This window comes from Variovorax sp. PEI5, assembly GCF_056679935.1.
Map to the genome: position 1 here is coordinate 3,220,807 of NZ_CM155257.1, position 21,839 is coordinate 3,242,645.

Annotated in this window: 13 protein-coding genes; 2 read left to right on the forward strand and 11 right to left on the reverse strand. The window is 73.0% G+C overall.

The window, feature by feature from the left end:
* Nucleotides 1–18: 18 nt before the first annotated feature.
* The 11 genes from AC1MLT_RS14765 to AC1MLT_RS14815 all read right to left on the reverse strand — a co-directional run bounded on the left by AC1MLT_RS14765 (nucleotide 19) and on the right by AC1MLT_RS14815 (nucleotide 19,805).
* A complete protein-coding gene (locus AC1MLT_RS14765; protein ID WP_481032947.1) occupies nucleotides 19–516 on the reverse strand; it encodes a hypothetical protein in 498 nt (165 codons plus the stop codon).
* A 76-nt stretch (nucleotides 517–592) separates the two neighbouring features.
* The gene (locus AC1MLT_RS14770) at nucleotides 593–1,606 is read right to left on the reverse strand and encodes an alpha/beta hydrolase (protein ID WP_481032948.1); all 1,014 of its coding nucleotides are present in this window, start codon (nucleotides 1,604–1,606) and stop codon (nucleotides 593–595) included.
* Nucleotide 1,607: 1 nt separating this feature from the next.
* On the reverse strand, nucleotides 1,608–2,420 hold the full coding sequence (locus tag AC1MLT_RS14775; RefSeq protein WP_481032949.1) for a serine aminopeptidase domain-containing protein: 813 nt from the start codon (nucleotides 2,418–2,420) through the stop codon (nucleotides 1,608–1,610).
* Nucleotides 2,417–3,193: a 4'-phosphopantetheinyl transferase family protein gene (locus tag AC1MLT_RS14780; protein WP_481032950.1), complete on the reverse strand. Its 777-nt coding sequence runs from the start codon at nucleotides 3,191–3,193 to the stop codon at nucleotides 2,417–2,419. Before AC1MLT_RS14780 ends, AC1MLT_RS14775 begins: the two co-directional genes overlap by 4 nt.
* A gap of 17 nt (nucleotides 3,194–3,210) precedes the next feature.
* On the reverse strand, nucleotides 3,211–8,190 hold the full coding sequence (locus AC1MLT_RS14785; protein ID WP_481032951.1) for an amino acid adenylation domain-containing protein: 4,980 nt from the start codon (nucleotides 8,188–8,190) through the stop codon (nucleotides 3,211–3,213).
* Between the two features lie 83 nt (nucleotides 8,191–8,273).
* Nucleotides 8,274–15,779: an amino acid adenylation domain-containing protein gene (locus AC1MLT_RS14790; protein ID WP_481032952.1), complete on the reverse strand. Its 7,506-nt coding sequence runs from the start codon at nucleotides 15,777–15,779 to the stop codon at nucleotides 8,274–8,276.
* A 380-nt stretch (nucleotides 15,780–16,159) separates the two neighbouring features.
* Entirely contained in the window at nucleotides 16,160–16,810 is a 651-nt protein-coding gene (locus tag AC1MLT_RS14795) for a histidine phosphatase family protein (RefSeq protein WP_481032953.1), read from the reverse strand.
* Nucleotides 16,807–17,553 (reverse strand): DUF4136 domain-containing protein, encoded by a 747-nt coding sequence (locus AC1MLT_RS14800; RefSeq protein WP_481032954.1) that lies wholly within the window; start codon nucleotides 17,551–17,553, stop codon nucleotides 16,807–16,809. The genes AC1MLT_RS14795 and AC1MLT_RS14800 overlap by 4 nt, the downstream gene beginning before the upstream one ends.
* Nucleotides 17,554–17,626: 73 nt before the next feature.
* On the reverse strand, nucleotides 17,627–18,553 hold the full coding sequence (gene ttcA, locus AC1MLT_RS14805) for a tRNA 2-thiocytidine(32) synthetase TtcA (RefSeq protein ID WP_481032955.1): 927 nt from the start codon (nucleotides 18,551–18,553) through the stop codon (nucleotides 17,627–17,629).
* A gap of 5 nt (nucleotides 18,554–18,558) precedes the next feature.
* A complete protein-coding gene (locus AC1MLT_RS14810) occupies nucleotides 18,559–18,948 on the reverse strand; it encodes a dihydroneopterin aldolase (protein WP_481032956.1) in 390 nt (129 codons plus the stop codon).
* Nucleotides 18,945–19,805, reverse strand: coding sequence for an SDR family oxidoreductase (locus AC1MLT_RS14815; RefSeq protein ID WP_481032957.1), 861 nt, complete (start codon nucleotides 19,803–19,805; stop codon nucleotides 18,945–18,947). Before AC1MLT_RS14815 ends, AC1MLT_RS14810 begins: the two co-directional genes overlap by 4 nt.
* A 24-nt stretch (nucleotides 19,806–19,829) precedes the next feature.
* Between AC1MLT_RS14815 and AC1MLT_RS14820 the strand changes: the two genes are divergently transcribed.
* Nucleotides 19,830–21,002 (forward strand): class I SAM-dependent methyltransferase, encoded by a 1,173-nt coding sequence (locus AC1MLT_RS14820; RefSeq protein ID WP_481032958.1) that lies wholly within the window; start codon nucleotides 19,830–19,832, stop codon nucleotides 21,000–21,002.
* Between the two features lie 44 nt (nucleotides 21,003–21,046).
* Entirely contained in the window at nucleotides 21,047–21,838 is a 792-nt protein-coding gene (gene hisN / locus AC1MLT_RS14825) for a histidinol-phosphatase (RefSeq protein ID WP_481032959.1), read from the forward strand.
* The last annotated feature ends 1 nt before the right edge of the window (nucleotide 21,839 follow it).

The following is a 21,839-nucleotide window of genomic DNA, read 5'->3' on the forward strand; positions in this document are numbered from 1 at the left end:
GCGGGAGGAAGGGCGCGGTCACTGCGTGTAGCCGGGCAGGTCGGCGAAGGGCGTGCGACCGTCGTCGCGCGCGCCGGGAGGAGAGGCGAAGGGCCAGAAGTCGAGCAGGGGTCGGGTGGCGGCGTCGCGCGGGGCCCGGGCCTCGTCGGTGCTCAGCACCCACACCTCGCGCACCAGGCCGGCGGCATCGCGCGTGTAGTTGACCAGCAGGTCCTGGCCGGTGACGGTGCTGCTCACCACCAGTAGATTGCGGGCATCGCGGATGCGCACGCCGGGCGAGAAGCGATCCTCCCGGCCGTCCAGGCGGATCACCGGTGGATCGACGACCCGCAGGCGGCCGCGCAACGCGTCGGCGGGGAAGTTGCGCCCGCCGAAGGCGGCTTCGCTGGAGATGCCCGCGGCCTCGACCGGGGTCTGGGCCCGGGCCGGCGACGCCACGAATGGCGTGGCGAGCAGCGCGGTGGCCAGCACGGCGACGCCGCGCAGCGGCGAGGGTGGGGAAGGGCAGCGGTTCATGGGGTATATCCAGAGGCTGGGGAACCCCCCATTTTGCGCGATCGGACCGGTGTCCGACCGGCCCGGGCGTTTGGCCCTAGTACACCGTTTCGATGAACCCGCGATCCGCCTTGCGGGTCTGGCGCGAGCCGCCGGCGGCCTTGGCCGGCGCCAGGGCGCCCCAGGCGCTGGGCGTCTCCTCCTCGGCCGTTTCGAGGTGACCGGTGCCGGACTGCACCAGGCCCAGGGTCGAACCCGGCATCGCGATGCCGAGGGCCCAGTTCGAGGCGCAGGTCAGGAACGCGTTCTGCGCCACCAGCGAGGTCATCGTGTGGTCGATGTCGCGCGAGAACTCGTAGCGCACCTGGTCGGCGAAGGGCTCGCGCACCAGCGATCCGAGGTGGTCGCGGTCGACGTCGCGCACGTGCTGCGTCCCCGAATAGAGCAGGTAGACCGACACGCCGCGACCGACCAGGGTCGCCATCGAGCGGCTGAAGGTGGCGCGCACCTCGGCCGGGGTCTCCTTCTCCATCGTGAAGATGTTGACGGCGGGCGTGTCGGCGGCCACCGGCGCGGCGTTGGTGAAGGTGCGCCGCAGCCAGCGCATGGTCTTGCCGATCACGGCCGGGTTGGTCGGCGCGGCGAGCGCACGCCGCAGCGAGCGCTCCCAGTGCCAGCGGCGGCCGGCGAAGCTGTAGCCGTCGAACAGCAGGATGCCCGTCACGCGCGGATCGTCCACCGCCAGGTTGAGCGCGTGCGCGGCGCCCGAGCACAGGCCCACCACCAGGAAGCGCTGGATGCCGTGCGTCGTGCGAAGCAGGTCCATGCCGGCCTGCAGGTCGACCACGCACTGCGCGTAGTAGCCCAGGTCGGTGCGCGCCGGGCCGCTGTCGCCCAGGCCCGCCAGGTCCATGCGCAGGCTGGTGATGCCCATCGTGGCGAGCCGGTGGGCCAGTTTCACGTTGATCCGGTGCGGGCCGCCGCGATGGTTGGCGCCCATGTTGAGCATCAGGCATGCGATCGGCGCGCCGGTGCTGCTCGCCGGGGTGGTGATCACGCCGACCAGGTTGCGCTCGGGCCCGAAGAGGATGGGGATTTGCTCGATGTTCATGTCACTCATTCATCGTTGCGAGTAGTTGTTTCAGCGCTTCGGCCGGCACCAGTGCGTTGCTGCTGCCGGGGTCGGAGTTCCAGTCGAGCGGATGATCGAAATCGAGCACGTGGGCCGCGTCCTGCAGCCGAACCCACTGGGCGACGGCCTTGTCGCCCGGTCGGGTGATCACGGTGACGCGGCCGGTCGTCTCGCAGCGCAGCTCGTCCGGCTGCAGCCGCAGGAGCTGCGCGCGCAGCCGGGCGGAGACACCGAAACCGGAGGCTTCGGCGACGAAGGCATTCTCGTCGCTGGCGAGCTGGCGGCGCAACGATGGCTCAGGGATGCAGTAGGAGATCTCCAGGGAATGGACATGCCACTCGCGCAGCATCCGCGCGTAGGCGGGTCCGTCCATGATCGGCTCCCACAGCAGCAGGCGGTCCAGCACGGGCCGCGTCTGGCGCGCCGCCAGCAGGGCCAGCGTGCCGCCCAGGCGGGCGCCGAGCCAGTTCAGGGGCGGCGTGCCGGCGGACGTGGTCGACAGCCGGCGCAATTCCTCGTGGGCGGCCACGACATCGCGCGACCAGCCCTCGAGTTCGCCCTCGACATCGTCGCCCGGCGAGTCGCCGGTGCCGTAGTAGTCGAAGCGCAGGACCGAGAAGCCGGCGCGCGAGAGCCGGTCGGCCAGCACCTTGAAGAAGCGGTGCGACCGCAGCGCCTCCTGGCCGAAGGGCGGGCATATCAGCACCGCGCCACGCACCGGGCGGCCTTCTCCGGCGGGATGGTAGAGGCCGAAAAGCCGGCGCGAGGCCGGACCGAACATCAGGGGAGTCATGCGGAGGTCTTCGAAGCATGCGCGGCGCCGCATGCAGAAACGGAGGGGGACGGGTCGCGGGCCAGACGCAGCGCCAGCGCGCCGACGGCGTCCGGCCCGCAGGGGAACGACTCCAGCCGCACGCGCTCGATGCCCTCGAGGGTCTGGATGTCGATGTCGAGCGCTTCCGCCATGTTCGCCTCGACGCCGACCTCGAAGCTGTCGGTGGCCAGCTGCAGGCCCAGGCCCAGGGCCTTCAGGCAGGCCTCCTTGCGCGTCCAGCAGGTGAAGAAGGCCTTCTCCGCCGCCAGGGCGCCGCGCGACTCGACGCGTTCGAGCGCCCGCTGCTCGGCCGGCGTGAAGTAGGTCCGGGCCATGGCGGCGCGGTCCGAGAGCGGGCGCAGCACCTCGACGTCGATGCCGATCTCGTGCGTGTCCGACAAGGCGACCGCGCCCAGGTCCTGGCTGTGGCTCAGGTTGAAATGCGGCGCGTTCGGCCCGCCCGGTCCCGCTCCGGCCAGCAGCGGCTTGCCGAAGACGTTCTCGGTCAGCTCGACCAGGGCGCCAGGCAGGCCGGTGCGCTGCGCCAGCAGCTGGCGCAGGGCGGCATGCGCGGCGACGAAGCGATGGCGGTCGCGGGCGAAGACGAAGCGCTGCGAACGCTCGCGCTCGGATGTCGAGAGCTGCGCGCGCAGGGCTTGCGGCACCGCCCGGTCGAGCGCGACGAGCCAGACGTCGCAATGGGCCTGGGCCGGCCCGTTCAGCGGCAGCGGCATGGAGAGCGCCATCGTCATCGTCGTCGTGCCCTGCTCTAGCCCTTGCGGCCCCAGCCCTGGAACATGCGGCCGAGCAGGCCGACCCGGGCCGGGGCCGGGGCGTCGGCCGAGGCCAGCGTGCCGGGCGCGGTCGGCACGGCCGCGGGCTTGGCCGCGAGCTGCGCCAGGCTCTCGAACACGTAGCGCCGGGGCTCGACGCGATGGCCGAGCACTTCCTGCGAGTGCTGGACCACGCGCATCGCCATCAGCGAGTCGCCGCCCAGATCGAAGAAGTTGTCGTCCGGGCGGATCTCGTTGACGTCGATGTCCAGCGCGCTGGCCCACAGCTGGGCCAGGCGCGCCTGCTCGGGCTGCAGCAGCGCCGTGGTGCTGGCGACGGGCGCCGGCGCCGGTGCCGCCTGCGCCGCCGAGGCCTGCGCCAGGATGGCGGCCGGCTGCGCCAGCTCGCCCAGGCGCGTCGTCGGGTGCGCCGCGACGGCGGCCAGGATGTCGACGAAGTTCTGCCGGAACGCCGCCGCCGTGGCGGCGGAATAGAGGCTGGCGTTGTAGACGAAGAAGCCCTCCAGGCCGGTGGGGCGGTCGAGCAGCCAGAGGCCGAGGTCGTCGGTCAGGCCCTTCTGGAACAGCATCACCATGTCGTGCGCGAGCGGGCCCCAGTGGCGCTGGCGCTCGCGCGTGTCCTGGAACGAGAACACGGCCTGGTAGAGGCCGGCGCGGCGCTGCGCCGTGCTGGCCTGCTGGGTCAGGTGCTGGAACGGCAGGTCCTGGTGGGCCAGCGCGCCGGTCATGTCCGCGCGCAGGGCGGCGGCGAAGTCGGTGAACGACAGTTCCGGCCGCGCCTCCAGCAGCACCGGCACCAGGCCGACGAAGAAGCCCATCACGTCCTCGAGCTCGGGCACGATGCGCCCGCGCACCGGCATGCCGATGCCCACCGCCGGCTGGCCGATGGCGTTGGCCAGCGCGGTGCCATAGGCGGCCATCAGCACCATGTTGAGCGTCAGGTTGTGGCGCCGGGCGACGTCGCGCAGGGCCTCGGAGAGTGACGCCGGCACGCTCAGGTGCTCGCTGCGGCCCTCGCCGGGCGTGCCCGCGCGCACCGGCGTGTCGGCCGCGAGCATCGACAGCACCGGCGCCGCCGCGAGCCGGGCGCGCCAGTAGTCGCGCTGGCGCGCGGCATCGGCGCCTTCCAGCCAGCGGGTCTGCCAAGCGGCGAAGTCGCCATAGCTCACCGTCGTCTCGGGCAGGGCGGTCTGCACGTCCTGGCCGGCCACCAGGCCGGCGTAGAGCGTGGCCATCTCGCGGTAGAGGACGTCGAACGAGTAGCCGTCCCACACCAGGTGATGCGCCATGAACAGGAAGACGTGCTCCTGCGCGTCCAGCCGGTAGAGCGCGCAGCGGAACAGCGGCGCGGCGTCGGTGGCGATCGGGGTGTCGATCACGGCCTGCGCGCGGCGGCGCATCTCGGCCTCGCGTTCGGCCACCGGCAGCATGCCCAGGTCCTCGAACGGCAGCTCGAGCACGACCTCGTCGTCGATGCGCTGGCGCCAGCCCTCGGCATTGATGGCCGGCACGATGGCGGTGCGCAATGCGTCCTGGCGGCGCACCACGTGGCGCAGCGCGCGCTCGAACAGTGCCCGGTCCAGCGGCCCGGTGAGGCGGTGCACCGATGGCGTGTTGAATGCCGTCGTGCCCGGATGCAGCTCCTCGGCGAAGCGCATGCGCTGCTGCTCCAGCGTGAGCGGAGCGGAGCGGCGGTCGCTGCGGCGCGGGATGGCGATCTGCAGCTGCGTGCCGCTGGCCTGGATGCGGGCGATCTCGGCGGCCATGCGCTCGGCCGTCGGCGCCTCGAACACCTTGCCCAGCGGCAGCTGCAGGCCGAAGGTGGTGCCGATGCGCACCGCCAGCCGCGCGGCCAGCAGCGAATGGCCGCCCAGCGCGAAGAAGTCGTCGACCACGCTCATGTCCGGCGTGTGCAGCACCTCCTCCATCACCGCCAGCACCAGGCGCTCGCGCTCGTTGCGCGGCGCGATGCGCGCCGCCGCGACGGCGGCCGGATGCGGCGCCGTCGCCGCAGCGGGCGCGGGCAGCGCCTTGCGGTCGACCTTGCCGTTGGGCAGCAACGGCAGCGCCGGCAGCGTCACCACGTGCTGGGGCAGCATGTACTGGGGCAGGCTCTCGCGCAGGTGCTCGGCCAGCGTGCTGCGGCCGATGGCGATGCCCGGGAGGGTGGCGAGGTAGGCCACCAGGCGCACGTCGCCGGGCTTGTCCTCGCGCGCCAGCACCACGCTGCTGGTCACGCCGGGCATCTCGTTGCAGCGCGCCTCGATCTCGCCGAGCTCGATGCGGTAGCCGCGCACCTTGACCTGGAAGTCGTTGCGTCCCAGGTGCGCGAGCAGGCCGTCGTTGCGCCAGCGGCCGCGGTCGCCGGTGCGGTAGATGCGCACGGTCCGGCCGCCCAGGGTGGTCGTCACGAAGCGGTCGGCCGTGAGTTCGGGCCGGTGCAGATAGCCGATGGCCAGGCCATCGCCGCCGATGCAGATCTCGCCGGGCACGCCCGCGGGCAGCGGCTGCAGGTGCTCGTCCAGGATCCAGACGGTGGTGTTGGCGATCGGCCGGCCGATCGACACGCCGGTGCGCCCGACCAGTGCCGGATCGACGCGCCAGAGCGTCGACCAGATGGTGGTCTCGGTCGGGCCGTACATGTTCCAGACCTCGCCGGCGGCCTGCAGCAGGTCGTGCGCCAGGTCGCCCGGCAGGCTCTCGCCGCCGACCAGCGCCTTGAACGGGACCCGGCGCTGCCAGCCGGCCTCCAGCAGCAGGCGCCACATGCCCGGCGTGGCCTGCAGCATGGTGGCGCCGCTGGCGTGGATCAGCTCGCCCAGGGCGGTGCCGTTCATGGCGACGTCGCGCGTCGCGATGACGACCTCGGCGCCGACCGACAGCGGCAGCATCAGCTCGAGCACGGCGATGTCGAACGACAGCGTGGTCACGGCCACCAGCCGGTCGTCGCGATCGATGCCCGGCTCGTGGCGCATGCTGCGCAGGAAGTTCGCCACCGCGCCGTGCGGCACCGCCACGCCCTTGGGCTTGCCGGTCGAGCCCGAGGTGTAGATGACATAGGCGGTGTCGGCCGGCCGGGCGTCGAGCGGGCCGGGCGGCAGCGCGGCGTCGGACTCCTCGAGCCAGGCGCGCTGGGTGTCGAGCGCGAGGGTGCGCGTGGCGGCCTCGGCATGCCAGGCGCGCGGCGCGGTCGCCACGTCGGAGAGCGTCAGCAGCAGCGCCAGGCCGGCGTCCTCGGCGTAGTAGTCCAGGCGCGCCTGCGGGAAGTCGGGATCCAGCGGGACATAGGCGGCGCCGCTCTTGAGCACCGCCAGCAGGGCCATCACCATGCCGGCGTCGCGCGGCAGGCACAGGCCGACCAGCGCGCCGCGGCCGATGCCGCGCGCGCGCAGGGCCCGCGCCAGCCGGTTCGACTGCGCGTCCAGCTCGCCATAGCTCAGCGCCAGGCCCTCGAAGCGCAAGGCGTGGCGCGCCGGCTCGGCCCGGGCCTGGGCCGCGAAGGCGGCATGCATGGTCTGCTCGGCGATGTCGAGCGCGGGCCAGGGCGCCGGCTGCAGGGCCTGCAGCGCGCCCAGGCCGGCGGCGTCGAGCAGTTCCAGGCGGCCGACGCCGCGCGCGGGCTCGGCCACGGCGTCGCGCAGCAGGCACTCGTAGGCGGCCAGCCAGCGCTCGATGGTGGCGTGGTCGAACAGGTCGCTGTTGTACTGGAGCTCGACCTGCATGCCGGCGGCGGTCGGCGCGATGTTCACGAACAGCTCGAAGTTCTCGCAGGCGCGCGGCAGGCTGCCCTGCTCGGCCTGGATGCCGGGAAAGCTGCCGGCATCGGGCGCGGCGTCGCGGTCGACGTTGAACAGCACGCTGACCAGCGGCAGCCGGCTCGGATCGCGCGTCATGGGCAGGCGCCGCAGCAGCGAGCCATAGGTCAGGTTCTGGTGCTCGAAGGCATCGAGCAACTGGCTGGCCGACTGGCGCATCAGGGCGTCGAAGGCGAGCGTGTCGTCCACGGCCACGCGCAGCGGCAGGAGGTTCACGCAGTGGCCCACCAGGCGCGGCATCTGGGCCGCCATCTGGCCGGCCGCGGCGATGCCGATGACGATGTCGTCCTGTGCCGTCAGGCGATGAAGCAGTGCCGCGAAGCCGCTGAAGAGCACCGCGTAGAGACTGGCGCCGGCGGCCGAGCCGGTGCGGCGCAGGGCGTCGATCAGGGGGCGCTCGAGCGGGTGGTCGACGCGCCGCGAGGCGAAGGTGCGCACCGCCGGGCGGGCGCGGTCCAGGGGCAGCTCCAGCACCGGCAGGCTGCCGCCATCGAACTTGCCCAGCCAGTAGTCGACGTGCGCCTGCATGTCGGGGCTCTCGGCCTCGGACGCTTCCCAGGCCGCGTACTCCGCATAGCCCGGCGCCGGCTCCAGCGCCGGACCGGCGCCGATGCGCTCGGCGTAGAGCCGCCCGAGGTCGTCGGCGATGACGCCCCACGACCAGCCGTCGCACACCGCGTGGTGCGCGCTCATCACCAGCAGGTGCTCCATCGGCGCCAGGTGGTAGAGCGCGGCGCGGAACAGCGGTCCGTTGGCGAGGTCGAAGCGCTCGCGCACGACGGCCGCGCACTCGGCCTCGAGCGTGCGCTTCTGCGCCGCCGGGGCCAGCGCGCGCAGGTCGTGCTCGGCCAGCTGCAGGGGCGTGGGTTCGCCGATCAGCAGCTGGCTGCCATCGCTGGAGAAGGTGGTGCGCAGCGCCGGGTGGCGCGCCACCAGGGCGTCGAAGGCGGTGACCAGGGCCGGCGTGTCGAGCGCGCCGCGCAGGCGCAGCGTGAGCGACTCGTTGTAGGCCAGCGAGGCCTGCTCGCCGAGACGGTCGGCCAGCCAGACCTCGCGCTGCGCCTCGGTGGCGGGCGCGGTCTGTTCGATGACGCCGGCGGCGAACGGATCGAAGTCGTCCTCTTCGGGAGTCGTGTTCATGGTGGCTCGAGCGTCGTCGGCGGCGGGAGAGGGCGTGGAGGAGTACATGGTCCGGATGGCGCGCAAGGAGGGGGGCCGGGGGCTCAGGCCTGCAGCTTCACGTACTTGCCGTGGGCGGCCGGATCGGGCACGAACCAGGCCGGCTGGCCGTCCTTGTCGCGGCCCAGGCGGGCATCGGGCACCGGCGGGTTGGCGGCGTCGAAGCCGCGTGGCGCGATCGCCCGGCCGGGCAGGAACTCGGCCTGCTGCATCTCGGCGACCGATTCCTTGAAGGCCGACTTGATGGTGGCGATGTCGTCGCGGGTGTGGGCGGTCGTCATGAAGCAGGGGAAATTGTCCAGGATGTGCACGCCGCGGCTGCGCATCATGGCGAACAGCAGGTCCTGCAGCGGGTGGTCCTCCAGCCAGCTCACGCGCCACAGCGAGGCGAAGTGGCGGATCTCCAGGGGCGCGCCGACCTCGCGGCAGAACGCCGTCAGCTCGTCGGCCATGGCCGCGGTGTGCAGGTTGAGCTGCGCCTGCAGCGCGCCGCCGGCGGCGGCCATGTGGTCGAGCGAGGCCTTGGCCGCGGCCAGGGTCAGCGGGTGGCGCACGAAGGTGCCGGCGAAGTAGGTCACGCCCACCGTCGGGATCGAGTCGTCGCCGTAGTTCCAGGCGCCGCCGTCGAGCGCGTCCATGAACTCGCGCTTGCCGGCCACGGCGCCGATGGGCATGCCGCCGCCGATCACCTTGCCATAGGTCGAGAGGTCGGCGCGCAGGCCGAACATCGCCTGGGCGCCGCCGGGGTGGGCGCGGAAGCCGGTGATGACCTCGTCGAAGATCAGGCAGGCACCGCTCTTCTCGGTGATGGCGCGCACTTCCTGCAGGAACTCGCGCGGCTGGAAGTCGGGGCGGCGGCTCTGCACCGGCTCGACCAGCACGGCGGCGAGCTCGTCGGCGTTCTCGCGGATGAACTCGAGCGACTCGGGCGTGCCGTAGTCGAGCACGCGCACGTCGCCGAACACCCCGCTCATCACGCCCGGCGTCGCCGGGATGCCGCGCGCGCCGCGTCCGGCGCGCACCAGCACCTCGTCGAAGGTGCCGTGGTAGGAGCCGGCGAACAGCACGATGGTGCTGCGACCGGTGTGGGTGCGGGCGATGCGCATGGCCGCCATCACGGCCTCGGAGCCGGTGTTGCACAGCGCGGCGCGGTCGAAGCCGGTGAGCTCGCAGATGCGCGCGGTGACCTCGGCGGCCAGCGGATGCTGCGGGCCGATCTCGTAGCCGCGGTCGAGCTGGCGGTGCAGCGCCTCGTTGATGAAGTCGGGCTGCCAGCCGAACATGTTCATGCCGAAGCCGTTGAGCACGTCGACATATTCGTTGCCGTCGATGTCCCAGACGCGCGAGCCCTTGGAGCGGTCGACCACCAGCTGGTAGGTGATCTCCTTGGTCGCCGGCCGGAAGCCGTTGACCACGCGCGGGTCGGCCATGTGGTCGCGGTTGTCGGCCGTGAAGGCCTTGCTCCTGGCGGTGCGCTCGACATAGCGGCGCACGAAGGCGTCCAGGCGGGTCTGCTGGCGGCCGGTGATCTCGCGGTTGGGCGTGGTGTGGATGCGGGCGATGGCGCCGAAGGCCTTCTTGACGTCGTAGCCGACGCCACCGCTGACCTCAGCCGGCACGGCGACGGTCGTGGCCGGCGTGGCGGCCGTGACGACGGGCGTGACGGGCGCGGCCTGGACGGCCACGGCCTGGGCCACGGCGGCCGGCGCGCCCGACAGCAGCACCAGCTGCTGCTGCATGAGCTGCATCTGCTGGGCGATCAGCTGCTGGAGCATCGGCGCGTCGGCGCGCGGGGCGGCCGGCGCGAAGACCGGCAGCGCGACGGTCGCCGCCGCCGGCATCGATGTCGCCTGGGCCGGCGGCGCCGCCTGGATCGCCGCCACGGCCACCGGTGCCGCGACGGCCGCGGCCGCCGGTGCCGGCTCGGGTTCCGGCGGCAGGGTCTGGTCGAGATGGTCGACCAGCAGGTCGAAGCTGCGGCAGCCCTCCATCAGCTGGCGGAAGGTGATGTTGATGCGGAAGTGCTTCTTGACCTGCAGCGCGGCCTGCGTCAGGACCAGCGAATCCAGGCCCTGGTCGATGAAGGACGCGGCGCCATCGGCATCGCCCATGGGCGTGCCGGAGATGTCCTCGAACAGTTCGCGCACCTTGGTGTGGAGCGCGAGGCGGCGGGTGGAGGCGGTGGCGGCGGTGGGCATGGAGGGCTCCGGGGTCGAATCGATGGAAGAGGGGGCGGTCGGGGTGGCGGATGCGGCGGGTGCGGCGGGTGCCGCCGAGGCGTGCGGCTGCGCGGTCGGCGCGGCGATGTCGACCCAGTGGCGCTTGCGCTCGAACGGATAGGTCGGCAGGCGCAGGCGGGCCTTGCGGTCGCGGCCGTCGAGGCTGTCGAGGTCGACCTCGACGCCCAGCGTCCAGAGCCGGCCCAGCCCGAGCTGGAAGGCCACCAGCTCCATGGCCGGCGTGTCCGCCAGCAGCGACACGGCGACCGGCGCGCCATCGCGTCCGGCATGCTGGCGGGCCAGGGTGGCGAGCGTGGCGCGCGGGCCCAGCTCGATGAACAGCGGCTGCGCGAACTCGGCCTGCGCGGTGCGGATCGCGCCGGAGAAGCGCACCGCCTCGCGCAGGTGGCGTGCCCAGTAGGCCGGGTCGGTGGCCTCGGCGGCGCTCAGCATGCGGCCGGTGAGGGTGGAGACGATGTGGCGGTGCGGCGCGTTCAGCGTCACGCCGCGCACCAGGGCCTCGAAGGGCGCCACGGCGGCGTCCATCATGGCCGAGTGGAAGGCGTGCGAGGTCTGCAATGGCCGCGTGGCGATGCCATCGGCCTCGAGCCGCGCCTGCAGGGCCTCGATGCCGGCGGCGGGACCGGCGGCGACGCAGGCCGAGGGACCGTTCTCGGCCGCCAGCGACACGCCATCGGCGGCGGCCACGGCCAGGTAGGGCGCCAGGCGTTCGGCCGCCAGGCGCACCGACAGCATGCGGCCGGCCGGCAGCGCCTGCATCAAGGCGCCGCGCCGCGCCACCAGGCGCGCCGCGTCGGCCAGCGACATCACGCCGGCGATCACGGCGGCGGCGAACTCGCCCACGCTGTGGCCGATCATGGCGGCCGGGCGCAGGCCCAGATGCAGGGCGCGGCGGGCCAGGGCGTACTCGAGCGCGAAGGTGGCCGGCTGCGTGACCGCCGTCGGCGCCAGGGCGGCGGCATCGTCGGAGAACAGGCGTTCGCGCAGGTCGAAGGCCAGCTCGCCCGCGAAGGCGTCGCAGGCCTCGTCCAGCGCCGCGCGGAAGATCTCGTCGTGGACATAGAGCGTGCGTCCCATGCCGGCGTACTGCGCGCCCTGGCCCGGGAACAGCAGCACCGGTTCGTGCACGCGCGCCGCGGTGGCGCCGGCGATGGCATAGGGCGATGCGGGGTCGCGCAGGACCTCGATGGTCTCGGCCACGCCATCGGCCACCACGGCCAGGCGCCGCGCGAAGGCCTTGCGCCCGACGCGCAGCGTGTGCGCCACGTCGCCGAGGTTGCTGCCGGGATGCGCCTCCAGGTGGTCGGCCAGTCGCGCGCGCATGGCGGCCAGTGCCTCGGGCGTGCGCGCCGACAGCGTCAGCAGCCGGGGTCCGGCGACCGGCTCGGTCGGCTGCGCCAGCGGCGCCTCCTCCAGGATCACGTGGGCGTTGGTGCCGCCGACGCCGAACGAGCTGACGCCGGCGCGGCGCGGGGCGCCGTCCCGGCGCGGCCAGTCGGCGAGATGCGCGTTGACGTGGAACGGCGTGCCCTCGAAGTCGATCGCCGGATTGGCGCTCTCGTAGTGCAGGGTCGCGGGCAGGCGTTCCTCGTGCAGCGCCAGCGCCGTCTTGATGACGCCGGCGGCACCGGCGGCCATCAGCAGGTGGCCGACATTGCTCTTGACCGAACCGATGGCGCAGAAGCCGCTGTCGGCGGTGTGGCGGGCATAGGCGCGGGACAGGGCGGCGACCTCGACCGGATCGCCCATCGGCGTGGCGGTGCCGTGCGCCTCGACATACGAGATGCTGCGGGCATCGACGCCGGCCGAGGCCAGGGCCATCGACACCACGGCGGCCTGGCCGTCGATACTGGGGGCGGTGAAGCTGGCCTTGGTGCCGCCGTCGTTGTTCACGCCGATGCCGCGCAGCACGGCATAGATGGTGTCGCCATCGGCCTGGGCGTCGGACAGGCGCTTCATTAGCACCACGCCGGCGCCGTCGCCGAACACCGTGCCCTGGGCCCGGGCATCGAAGCTGCGCGTGTGGCCGTCGGGCGAGAGCATCGCGCCCTCCTGGTGCAGGTAGCCGCTGTGGGGCGGGCAGGTGATGGCGACGCCACCGGCGAGCGCCATGTCGCACTGGCCCGAGCGCAGCGCGGCGAAGGCCTGCGCCATGGCCACCAGCGAGGTCGAGCAGGCGGTGTTCAGGCTGATCGCCGGGCCGGTGAGGTTCAGGCGGTGGGCCACGCGGGTGGCGACATAGTCCTTCTCGTTGCCCAGCATCACCGTGAACTCGCCCACGGCGTCGATCAGGTCGGCGCGCGGCGCGACGTGGCGCTGGAAGTAGGTCGCGTTGTGCATGCCGGCGAAGACGCCGACCGGGCGCTGCTGGCGGTCCGGCGCGTAGCCGGCGCGCTCCAGGCACTCCCAGCAGATCTCCAGGAAGACGCGCTGCTGGGGGTCCATCAGCGTCGCTTCCTTGGGGTTGATGCCGAAGAAGGCGGCGTCGAAGCGGTCGGCGCCCTCGATCACGCCACGGGCCCGCACGTAGTCGGGGTCGGCGCGCAGGGCCGCGCTCACGCCGGCGTCGAGCTCGGCATCGTCGAAGAAGCGGATCGACTCGCGGCCGTCCCGCAGGTTGGCCCAGAAGGCCTCGACATCGTCCGCGCCGGGGAAGCGCCCGGCCATGCCGACCAGCGCGATCGGCTCCTGCGCGGCGGCCTCGGCGTCGAAGCGCGCGCGCTCGGCCGATGGCGCGATCGGCGCGGCCTGGTTCTCGCCGTCGATCGAGCGCGCGATGGCCGCCGGCGTCGGATCCTGGAAGAACAGGTTGGTCGACAGCCGGCGCGGGCTGGCGGCCTGCAGCTCGGCCAGCACCTTGAGCACCCGCAGCGAATCGCCGCCGAGGTCGAAGAAGTTGTCGGCGCGGCCGGCGCGCTCGAGGCCCAGCACGCGCTCGAAGGCGGCGCAGACCCGCCGCTCGGTGTCGGTGCGGCCCTCCTCGAAGGGCTCGCCCAGCTCGGGCCGCGCGGCCAGCGGCGCGGGCAGGGCGCGACGGTCGATCTTGCCGTTGGGCGAGCGCGGCAGCGTGGCGAGCGCGACGAACACCGCCGGCACCATGTAGGGCGGCAGCAGCGCGGCGAGGTGCGCGCGCAGGCCGTCGGCGCCGGACTCGGTGCCGGGCTGCGTGGTGACATAGGCCACCAGGCGCGCGTCGCCGCCGCCGTCGTGGCGCGCCAACACGGCGGCCTCGCTCACCGCCGGGTGGGTCAGCAGCGCGCCCTCGATCTCGCCGAGCTCGACGCGATGGCCGCGCACCTTCACCTGGTGGTCGTTGCGGCCCAGGCAGTCGATCTCGCCATCGGCGCGCCAGCGGCCGATGTCGCCGGTCCTGTAGAGGCGCGCGGCCGGGTCGGTGGAGAACGGATCGGTGACGAAGCGCTCGGCCGTCAGTTCGGGGCGGTGCAGGTAGCCGCGCGCCACGCCGATGCCGCCGATGTGGATCTCGCCGGCCACGCCCAGCGGCGCGGTGCGGCCCCGGGCGTCGAGGACGTGGATGCGGCAGTGGTCGATCGGCCGGCCGATCGAGGGCAATGCGGCCCAGGTCGACGGATCGGCCGGCAGTTCCAGCGCCGTCACCACGTGGCTCTCGGTCGGGCCGTACTGGTTGTGCAGGCGGCAACCGGGCAGGCGGGCGAAGAAGGCGCGCACCGCCGGGCTGGCGTGGAGCTGCTCGCCGGCGGTCATCACGTCCTGCAGGTCGGGCAGCGGCTCGTCGGCGGCGACCAGGTACTCGGCGATGTTCTGCAGCGCGATGAAGGGCAGGTAGAGCCGCTGCACGCGCTGCGCGCGCATCACGGCGGCCAGCGCCTGCGGATCGCGCCGCACGGCCTCGTCGATCAGCACCAGCGTGCCGCCGACCGCCAGCGTGGCGAAGATCTCCTGGAAGGCGACGTCGAAGCCCAGCGCGGCGAACTGCAGCGTGCGCTGCGGTGCCGCCACGCGCGGATGCGCGGCCTGCCAGCGCAGCAGGTTGGCCAGCGCGGCGTGGTGCATGGCGACGCCCTTGGGCGCGCCGGTCGAGCCCGAGGTGAAGATGACGTAGGCCAGGTGGTGCGGGGCCACGGCCACGGCCACGTCCGCTTCGGCGGTGACGGCGGCGGCGGCGGGCGCGGCGGGCTCGAAGGCGGCGAAATCGGCCTCCAGCAGCAGCACCGGGGGGTCGCCCTCGACCGGCGGCAGCGTGGCGGCGAGCGAGCCCTGGGTCAGGATCACGCGCGGCCGGGCGCCGGCCAGCACGGCGGCGGTGCGGTCGCGCGGATGGCTCGGATCGAGCGGTACGTAGGCGCCTCCGGCCTTGAGCACGGCCAGCAGGCCGACCACCATCGCCAGGCTGCGCTCGACCAGCAGGGCCACCGGCACGTCCGGCCCGACGCCGAGGGCGCGCAGGCGGGTCGCGAGCCGGTCGGCGCGGGCGTCGAGTTCGCCATAGCGCAGCGAGGCGTCGCCCAGGGTCACGGCCACCGCGTCGGGCGTGCGGATGGCCTGCGCCTCGACCATCGCGTGGACCAGGTCGCCGGCCGGCAGCATGGCCGCCTCGGCCGCCGGGGTCGCCGGCGTGGCGTTGACGCCGTCGATCAGCCGCTGCTCGGCCGCATCGATCATCGGCAGGGTGTCCGGCGACCGGTCGTCGTGCGCCGGCAGGGCCGCCAGCAGGGTCCGCACATAGCCGGCCCAGCGCTCGGCGGTGGCGCGGGCGAACAGGCGGGTGGAGAAATGCAGCGCGGCCTCGATGCGGTCGTCGCGCGTCTCGAGGCAGAGCATCAGCGCCCCGGTGTGGCCGGCCGGCCGGAGGGTGCCGAACTCGATGCCGGCGCAGGGAGGCGCGTGGCCGTCGGCCGGCGCCGCGCCGGCATCGCGCACCGCGGTGTCGAAGCGCGCCAGCAGCTCGTCCAGCGACGGCTCGCCACGCAGGTCCGCGCGCAGGATCCGCGCCGGCGCGGCGGTGGCGCCATCGTGCCCATCGTGGCCATCGTGGCCGTCACGGAGCTCGAGGTGGAAATGGTCCTGGCCGCCCAGGCGTGCCAGCACCAGGCTCCAGGCGACGCCGCAGGCGGCCTGGACGGTGCGGCCCCGGGCCCTGACCCAGGCCTGGATCGCCCGGGTCGCCGGGGCTTCGAGGACCCAGCGGACATCGTCGAAGGCCGGCGCGGGTGCGCCCTCGGCCGCACGGGTGGGATCGGTCGGCAGTTCCAGCCAGCCAGTGTCCTGGACGTTCGCCATGTCGTTCGCCATCGAGGGGACATTGGGGTCTGGGTTCTGAGCTTTCATGATCTGGTTTTCTGCCCGGGAAATCCCGGATAAGCAAGCCATTCGGTCCTTCCGACGACGACCGGAGACTTTCACGGTCGCAATTCGTTGCTATTCACTTCTTGACAGCATGACCAAGTGGTATGGCTCGACAGGAACATTGTGCACCCGTCGTTCGAGCAGACGAATACCTTTAACTAAGTCGGAAGTGAAAATTCGCTCACTTAGAGCAAAATGACGCACCTGATTTGGCGCTCGACGCGGTGAGGTGTCAAAAACCGTAACGAAGTTCCGTGATGTCGGTCACGGCCGACTGCTGTGCGCGTGGCCCCGCGGGTCAACGGTTCCCATGGGCGCCGCTGGAGGGCGCGCGCCGGACCGGTGCCGGCACGCCATGGGGTTCAGGCGCGGGGTACGCCGGCTTCGTCGCCGGCCTCCTGCGTCAGGTGGGCGACATCGCCCCAGCCGACCAGGCTGAAGCCCTGGGGCGTCCAGAGCAGGCGATTGATGGCCGCGTTGCCCAGATGCCAGGTGCGCGGCGCCTGCAGGGACTGCCCGGTGGCGGCGCGATAGAGCACATCCATCACGCCGCCATGGGCCACCAGCACGACCAGGCCGCCGACGTGGCGTGCCGCCAGCGCCGCCGCCGCATCGGTCACGCGGGCGCGGAACGTCAGGAGCGACTCGCCACCCTCGGGCGGCGTGAAGTCCGGGTCGCGGGTGCGCCACAGGCGCGCCTCGACGGGCCACCGGGCCTCGATCTCGGCGAAGGTCCGGCCCTCGAAATGCCCGAAGGCGCGCTCGCGCAGGAGAGGCTCGGCCGTCGCCGCCACGCCGCTGGTCCGCGCGACGGCCTGCGCGGTATGCCAGGCGCGCAGGAGATCGCTGGCGTAGAGGGCGTCGATCGACTGGTCGGCCAGCGCCTCGGCGAGCTGCCGCGCCTGGCGCCGGCCGAGGTCGTTCAGGTCGATGTCGAGCTGGCCCTGGATGCGGGTGTCGACGTTCCAGGCGGTCTCGCCATGGCGCACGACGATCAGGCGGGTGGCGTTCAAGGCGCCGTGCTTCCGGTGGCCCCGGCCGGGGCGGCGGCCGGGCCGGTCGGGCGGTTGCCAGCGGCACCCGCGCGCTGGATCTCGACATCGACGCGGCGCACGCCCTGCGGCGGCGTCGGGAAGCCCCGCAGCGCGGCCTGGAACATCGCCGGCAGCACCGCCGCGTCGCTGGCATACGGACCGTCGTTGCGCGCATGGGTCTCGTAGACCACGCGCTGGCTGCCCAGGTCGCGCATGACGATGTTGACCTCGCGCGCGTACCAGGGGTTGGCCATGGGCGGGAAACCGCCACCGAAGGCGCCCCAGCCACCCCAGCCGCCGCGTCCGCCCCAGCCCCGGCCGCCCCAGCCGCCCCAGCCGCCGTAGTAGGGCCGGCCGTAGCCGAGACCGCCCCAGCCCCAGCCGCCGTTGAGCCAGGGATCGTCCCAGGGCGAGAGCACGCGCGTGACGCGGGCGCCGATCTGCACGCTGTAGCGCGCGGCGGCATCGTCGCGGCGCAGCCCGGCGGCATCGAGCGCCGGCATGGCGAAGGCCTCGAGCGCATCGGCCTGGCGCGCGAACTCCGGCCCCTGCTGCTGCGAGGGCAGGCGCTCGAAACGGTAGGCGACCGGCGCGCGCGCGGCGGCATCGGCCGGCAGTTCGGAAAAACTGCGCACCTGGCTGTCCACCACCCAGCGGGTGGCGCAGCCGCTGAGCGCGACCGTCAGGGCGAGGGCGAGAGCCGTCAGTACACGCGGGGCCATCGGCGAAGTCTCCTGTGCTGGAAAAACTCGGAACTGCTTCGGATCGCCGCCTGGAGCCATGGCTCGCAGCGGCTCAGAGCTGGACGATACGCAGCGCCGACGGCGCGGCGAACTCCGGCGCGTCGAAGGCCTTGTCGCCCTCGGGGTCGGCCACGCCGGTGGCCCGCAGGCCGCGGAAGTCGAAGGCCTCGCGGTCGAGCAGGTGCGAGGGCACCACGCTCTGCAGGGCGCCGAACATGTTCTCGATGCGTCCCGGGTGCTTGCGCTCCCATTCGCGCAGCATCTCCGCGACCTGCTGGCGCTGCAGGTTCTCCTGGCTGCCGCACAGGGTGCACGGGATGATCGGGAAGTGGCGGTGCTGCGCCCAGCGCACGGTGTCCTTCTCGGCCACGTAGGCGAGCGGGCGGATCACGACGTGGCGGCCGTCGTCGCTCACCAGCTTGGGCGGCATCGACTTCAGCTTGGCGGCGAAGAACATGTTGAGGAAGAAGGTCTGCAGCATGTCGTCGCGGTGGTGCCCGAGCGCGACCTTGGTGGCGCCGAGCTCGTCGGCCACGCGATAGAGGATGCCGCGGCGCAGCCGGCTGCACAGGCCGCAGGTGGTGCGACCCTCCGGGATCACGCGCTTGACGATGCTGTAGGTGTCCTGCTCCTCGATGTGGAACGGCACGCCCAGCGCGGTGAGATAGCCCGGCAGCACGTCCTCCGGGAAACCCGGCTGCTTCTGGTCGAGGTTGACCGCGACGATGTCGAAGTGGATCGGGGCACGGGCGCGCAGCTTGAGCAGGATGTCGAGCAGCGCGTAGCTGTCCTTGCCGCCCGAGACGCACACCATGACCTTGTCGCCTTCCTCGATCATGTTGTAGTCGACGATCGCCTGGCCGACCTGGCGGCACAGCCGCTTCTCCAGCTTGTGCGTCTCGCGCTGGATCTTCAATCCGTTCGCGGCCGCGCCCGTCGCGGCCTCGGCCGCCTCGTCTTCCATCCAGATGGCATTCATGGGTGTCACTTGCTTCCAAAAACTTCGACGCCGACCGCTTCGCAATCCGGATAGACATCCGGCTTGGCGGTCGACACGCGGGCGGCCCGGACCTTGGGGTGGGCCAGCATCAGGCCCAGCAGGTCGTCGCACAGCGTCTCCTGCAGGTGGATGTGCCCCTTGCCCAGGCGCGCGGCGACGGTGCGCCGGATGAAGTCGTAGTCGACCACTTCGTCGAGTTCGTCCGCGCGCGGCGTGGAAAGTTCCAGCGGCACGTAGAGGTCGACGTTGATGATGACGCGCTGCTCGGCGCGCTTCTCGAATTCGTGCACGCCGATGTTGATCCAGACCTCGTAGTTCTTCAGGAACACGCGGCGGCAGGACAGCAGCAGGGGATCGAGGGCTGCGGTGGTCATGGCGGGGGGGCTTTCTGCGGGTCGTCGGGGTGGGGATGGAGCAGCTCGTCGACGACGAACATGATGTCGCGCTCGAGCGGCACCAGGTGCTGGCCGTTGTCGATGCACAGGGTGGTGCCGGTCGCGCCGGGCGTGCCGGCCAGGAAGACGCAGGCGCGCGCCACGTCGTCCGGATCGATCGGCCGGCGCAGCAGGTTGGCGCGCGCGGCGCGGCGGAAGTTCTCGCCGTCCTGCGGTCCGCTCTCGAACATCAGGCCCGGCGCCACGCCGCACACCCGCACGGCCGGCGCCAGCGCCTGCGCCTGCAGCGCCACGGCGCGCTCCAGCGCGAGCTTGGAAACGGTGTAGGAGAAGTAGTCCGGGTTCAGGTTGTAGACCTTCTGGTCGAGCACATGGATCGCCGAGCGATCGGCATCGGGGGCGGCGGCCTGGCGCGCCAGCAGCCGGGCGAAGTCCAGCGGCGCGATCAGGTTGACGCCGAGCTGGCGCAGGGCGGCGTCGGCCTCGAAGTCGAGGCCGGTGTCGGGTTCGAAGGCCGAGGCGTTGTTGACGACGCAGTCGAGGGGACCACCGGCCGCCGCGATGGCCGCCATCAGGGCGGCGCGGCCGGCCGCGTCGGCGATGTCGGCCTCGATCGCCCGCGCGCTGCCGCCGGCGGCGCACAGCCGCTCGCACAGGGCCCGGGCGGCGTCGCGGGAGCCGCGGTACTGGCACCACACCTGCCAGCCGGCCCGCGCGAACGCCTCGCAGATCGCCGCGCCCAGGCGCCGGCCGCCGCCGGTCACCAGCACGCCGCGCGCCGGCGGCGGGGTCGGAGCGGGCGCCGTGGACGGACGCCGCGGGGTCGGGCCGGTCATGCTGATAGATTTCCCGGAATGAACATGGATGCGGACAACGGTGAGCGCGGCAGGAAGGGTTTGAACGGAAGCGGCGGGCCGGGCGGGCCGGGTGCCCCGACGGGGCGGCGCGACGCGCTGGCACGGATTATCGATGCCTCGCTCGTGCGCGCCGGCGGCTGGCTGCCGTTCGACCGCTTCATGGCGCTCGCGCTCTATGCCCCGGGCCTGGGCTACTACGCCAACGCGAGCCGCAAGTTCGGCCACCTGCCGACCTCGGGCAGCGACTTCGTGACGGCGCCGGAGCTCACGCCGCTGTTCGGCCGCGCCCTGGCCGCGCAGGTCGCCGAGGCGCTGGCGGCCAGCGGCACCGACGAGGTCTGGGAGTTCGGCGCCGGCTCGGGCGCGCTGGCGCGGCAGCTGATCGAGGCGCTCGACATCCTGGGCCGGCCGCTCGCGCGCTATCGCATCGTCGACCTCTCGGCCACGCTGCGCGAGCGCCAGCGCGAGACCCTGGCCGCGCATGCCGATCGCGTCGAGTGGCTCGACGAGCTGCCCGAGACCATGACCGGCGTGGTGGTCGGCAACGAGGTGCTCGATGCCATGCCGGTGCGCCTGCTGGCCCGGGTCGGCGGCCGGTGGTTCGAGCGTGGCGTGGTGGCCGACGCGGCCGCGCCGTCCGGGCTGTCCTGGGCCGACCGGCCGACCGATCTGCGCCCGCCGGTGGAGATCGCGGGCGAGCACGACTACCTGACCGAGATCCATCCCCAGGCCGAGGCCTTCGTCGCCACCCTGGCCGACCGGCTGGTGCGCGGCGCGGCCTTCCTGATCGACTACGGCTTCCCGGCCGCCGAGTACTACCACCCGCAGCGCCACATGGGCACCGTGATGTGCCACCAGGGCCACCGAGCCGATGGCGATCCGCTGGCCGAGGTCGGCCGCAAGGACATCACCGCCCACGTCGACTTCACCGGCATCGCCCTGGCGGCGCAGGACGCCGGCCTGAACGTGCTGGGCTATGCCAGCCAGGGCCGCTTCCTCATCAACTGCGGCCTGCCGGGGCTGGCCGAGGCGGCGGGCGTGGCCGAGCGCGCGCGCGCCGCCCACCTGATCCACGAGCACGAGATGGGCGAGCTGTTCAAGGTCATCGCCCTGGGCGCGGGCGAGCCGTGGGAGCCGATGGGTTTCGCGCAGGGCGACCGCAGCCACACGTTGTGAGCGCGGCGTCCGGCTCGGGTCCGGCTCGGGTCTAATCGGATGCCATGAGCCTCGATAGCCCCGATCTCGATCCCGACGCGCTGCTGCGCACCGCCCATGCCCTGGCCGATGCCGCCGCGGCGCAGTCCATGGCCCATTTCAGGACCCCGCTGGACGTCCTGACCAAGGCCGACGAGAGTCCCGTGACCCTGGCCGACCGCGCCGCCGAGACGGCGATGCGCGCGATCCTGGGCACGGCGCTGCCGGGCGACGGCATCTATGGCGAGGAGCACGGCAGCGAGCGCCTGGATGCGCGGCGCGTCTGGGTGCTCGACCCGATCGACGGCACGCGCAGCTTCATCACCGGGTCGCCGCTGTGGGGCACGCTGGTCGGCGTGCTCGAGGGCGATCGCGTGGTGCTGGGAATGATCGACATGCCGGTGCTGCGCGAGCGCTGGGTCGGCCGCGCCGGTCGCGGCGCCGAGCGCGACGGCACGCCCGTGCGCGCGAGCGGCTGCACGCGCCTGGCCGAGGCACGCATCGTCACCACCTCGCCCGACATCTTCGACGCCACCGACTGGCGCGCCTTCGACGCCCTGAGCCGGCGCTGTGCGATGCGCCGCTTCGGCGGCGACTGCTATGGCTACGCGCAGCTCGCCGGCGGCACCATCGACCTGGTGGTGGAGACCGGTCTGCAGCCCTACGACTACCTCGGCCCGGCCGGCCTGATCGAGGCCGCCGGCGGCATCGTCACCGACTGGGCCGGCCGGCCGCTGGGCCTGCGCTCCGATGGGCGCGTGGTGGCGGCGGCCACACCCGAACTTCACCGACAGGCCCTGGACGCGCTCTCTGCCTAGA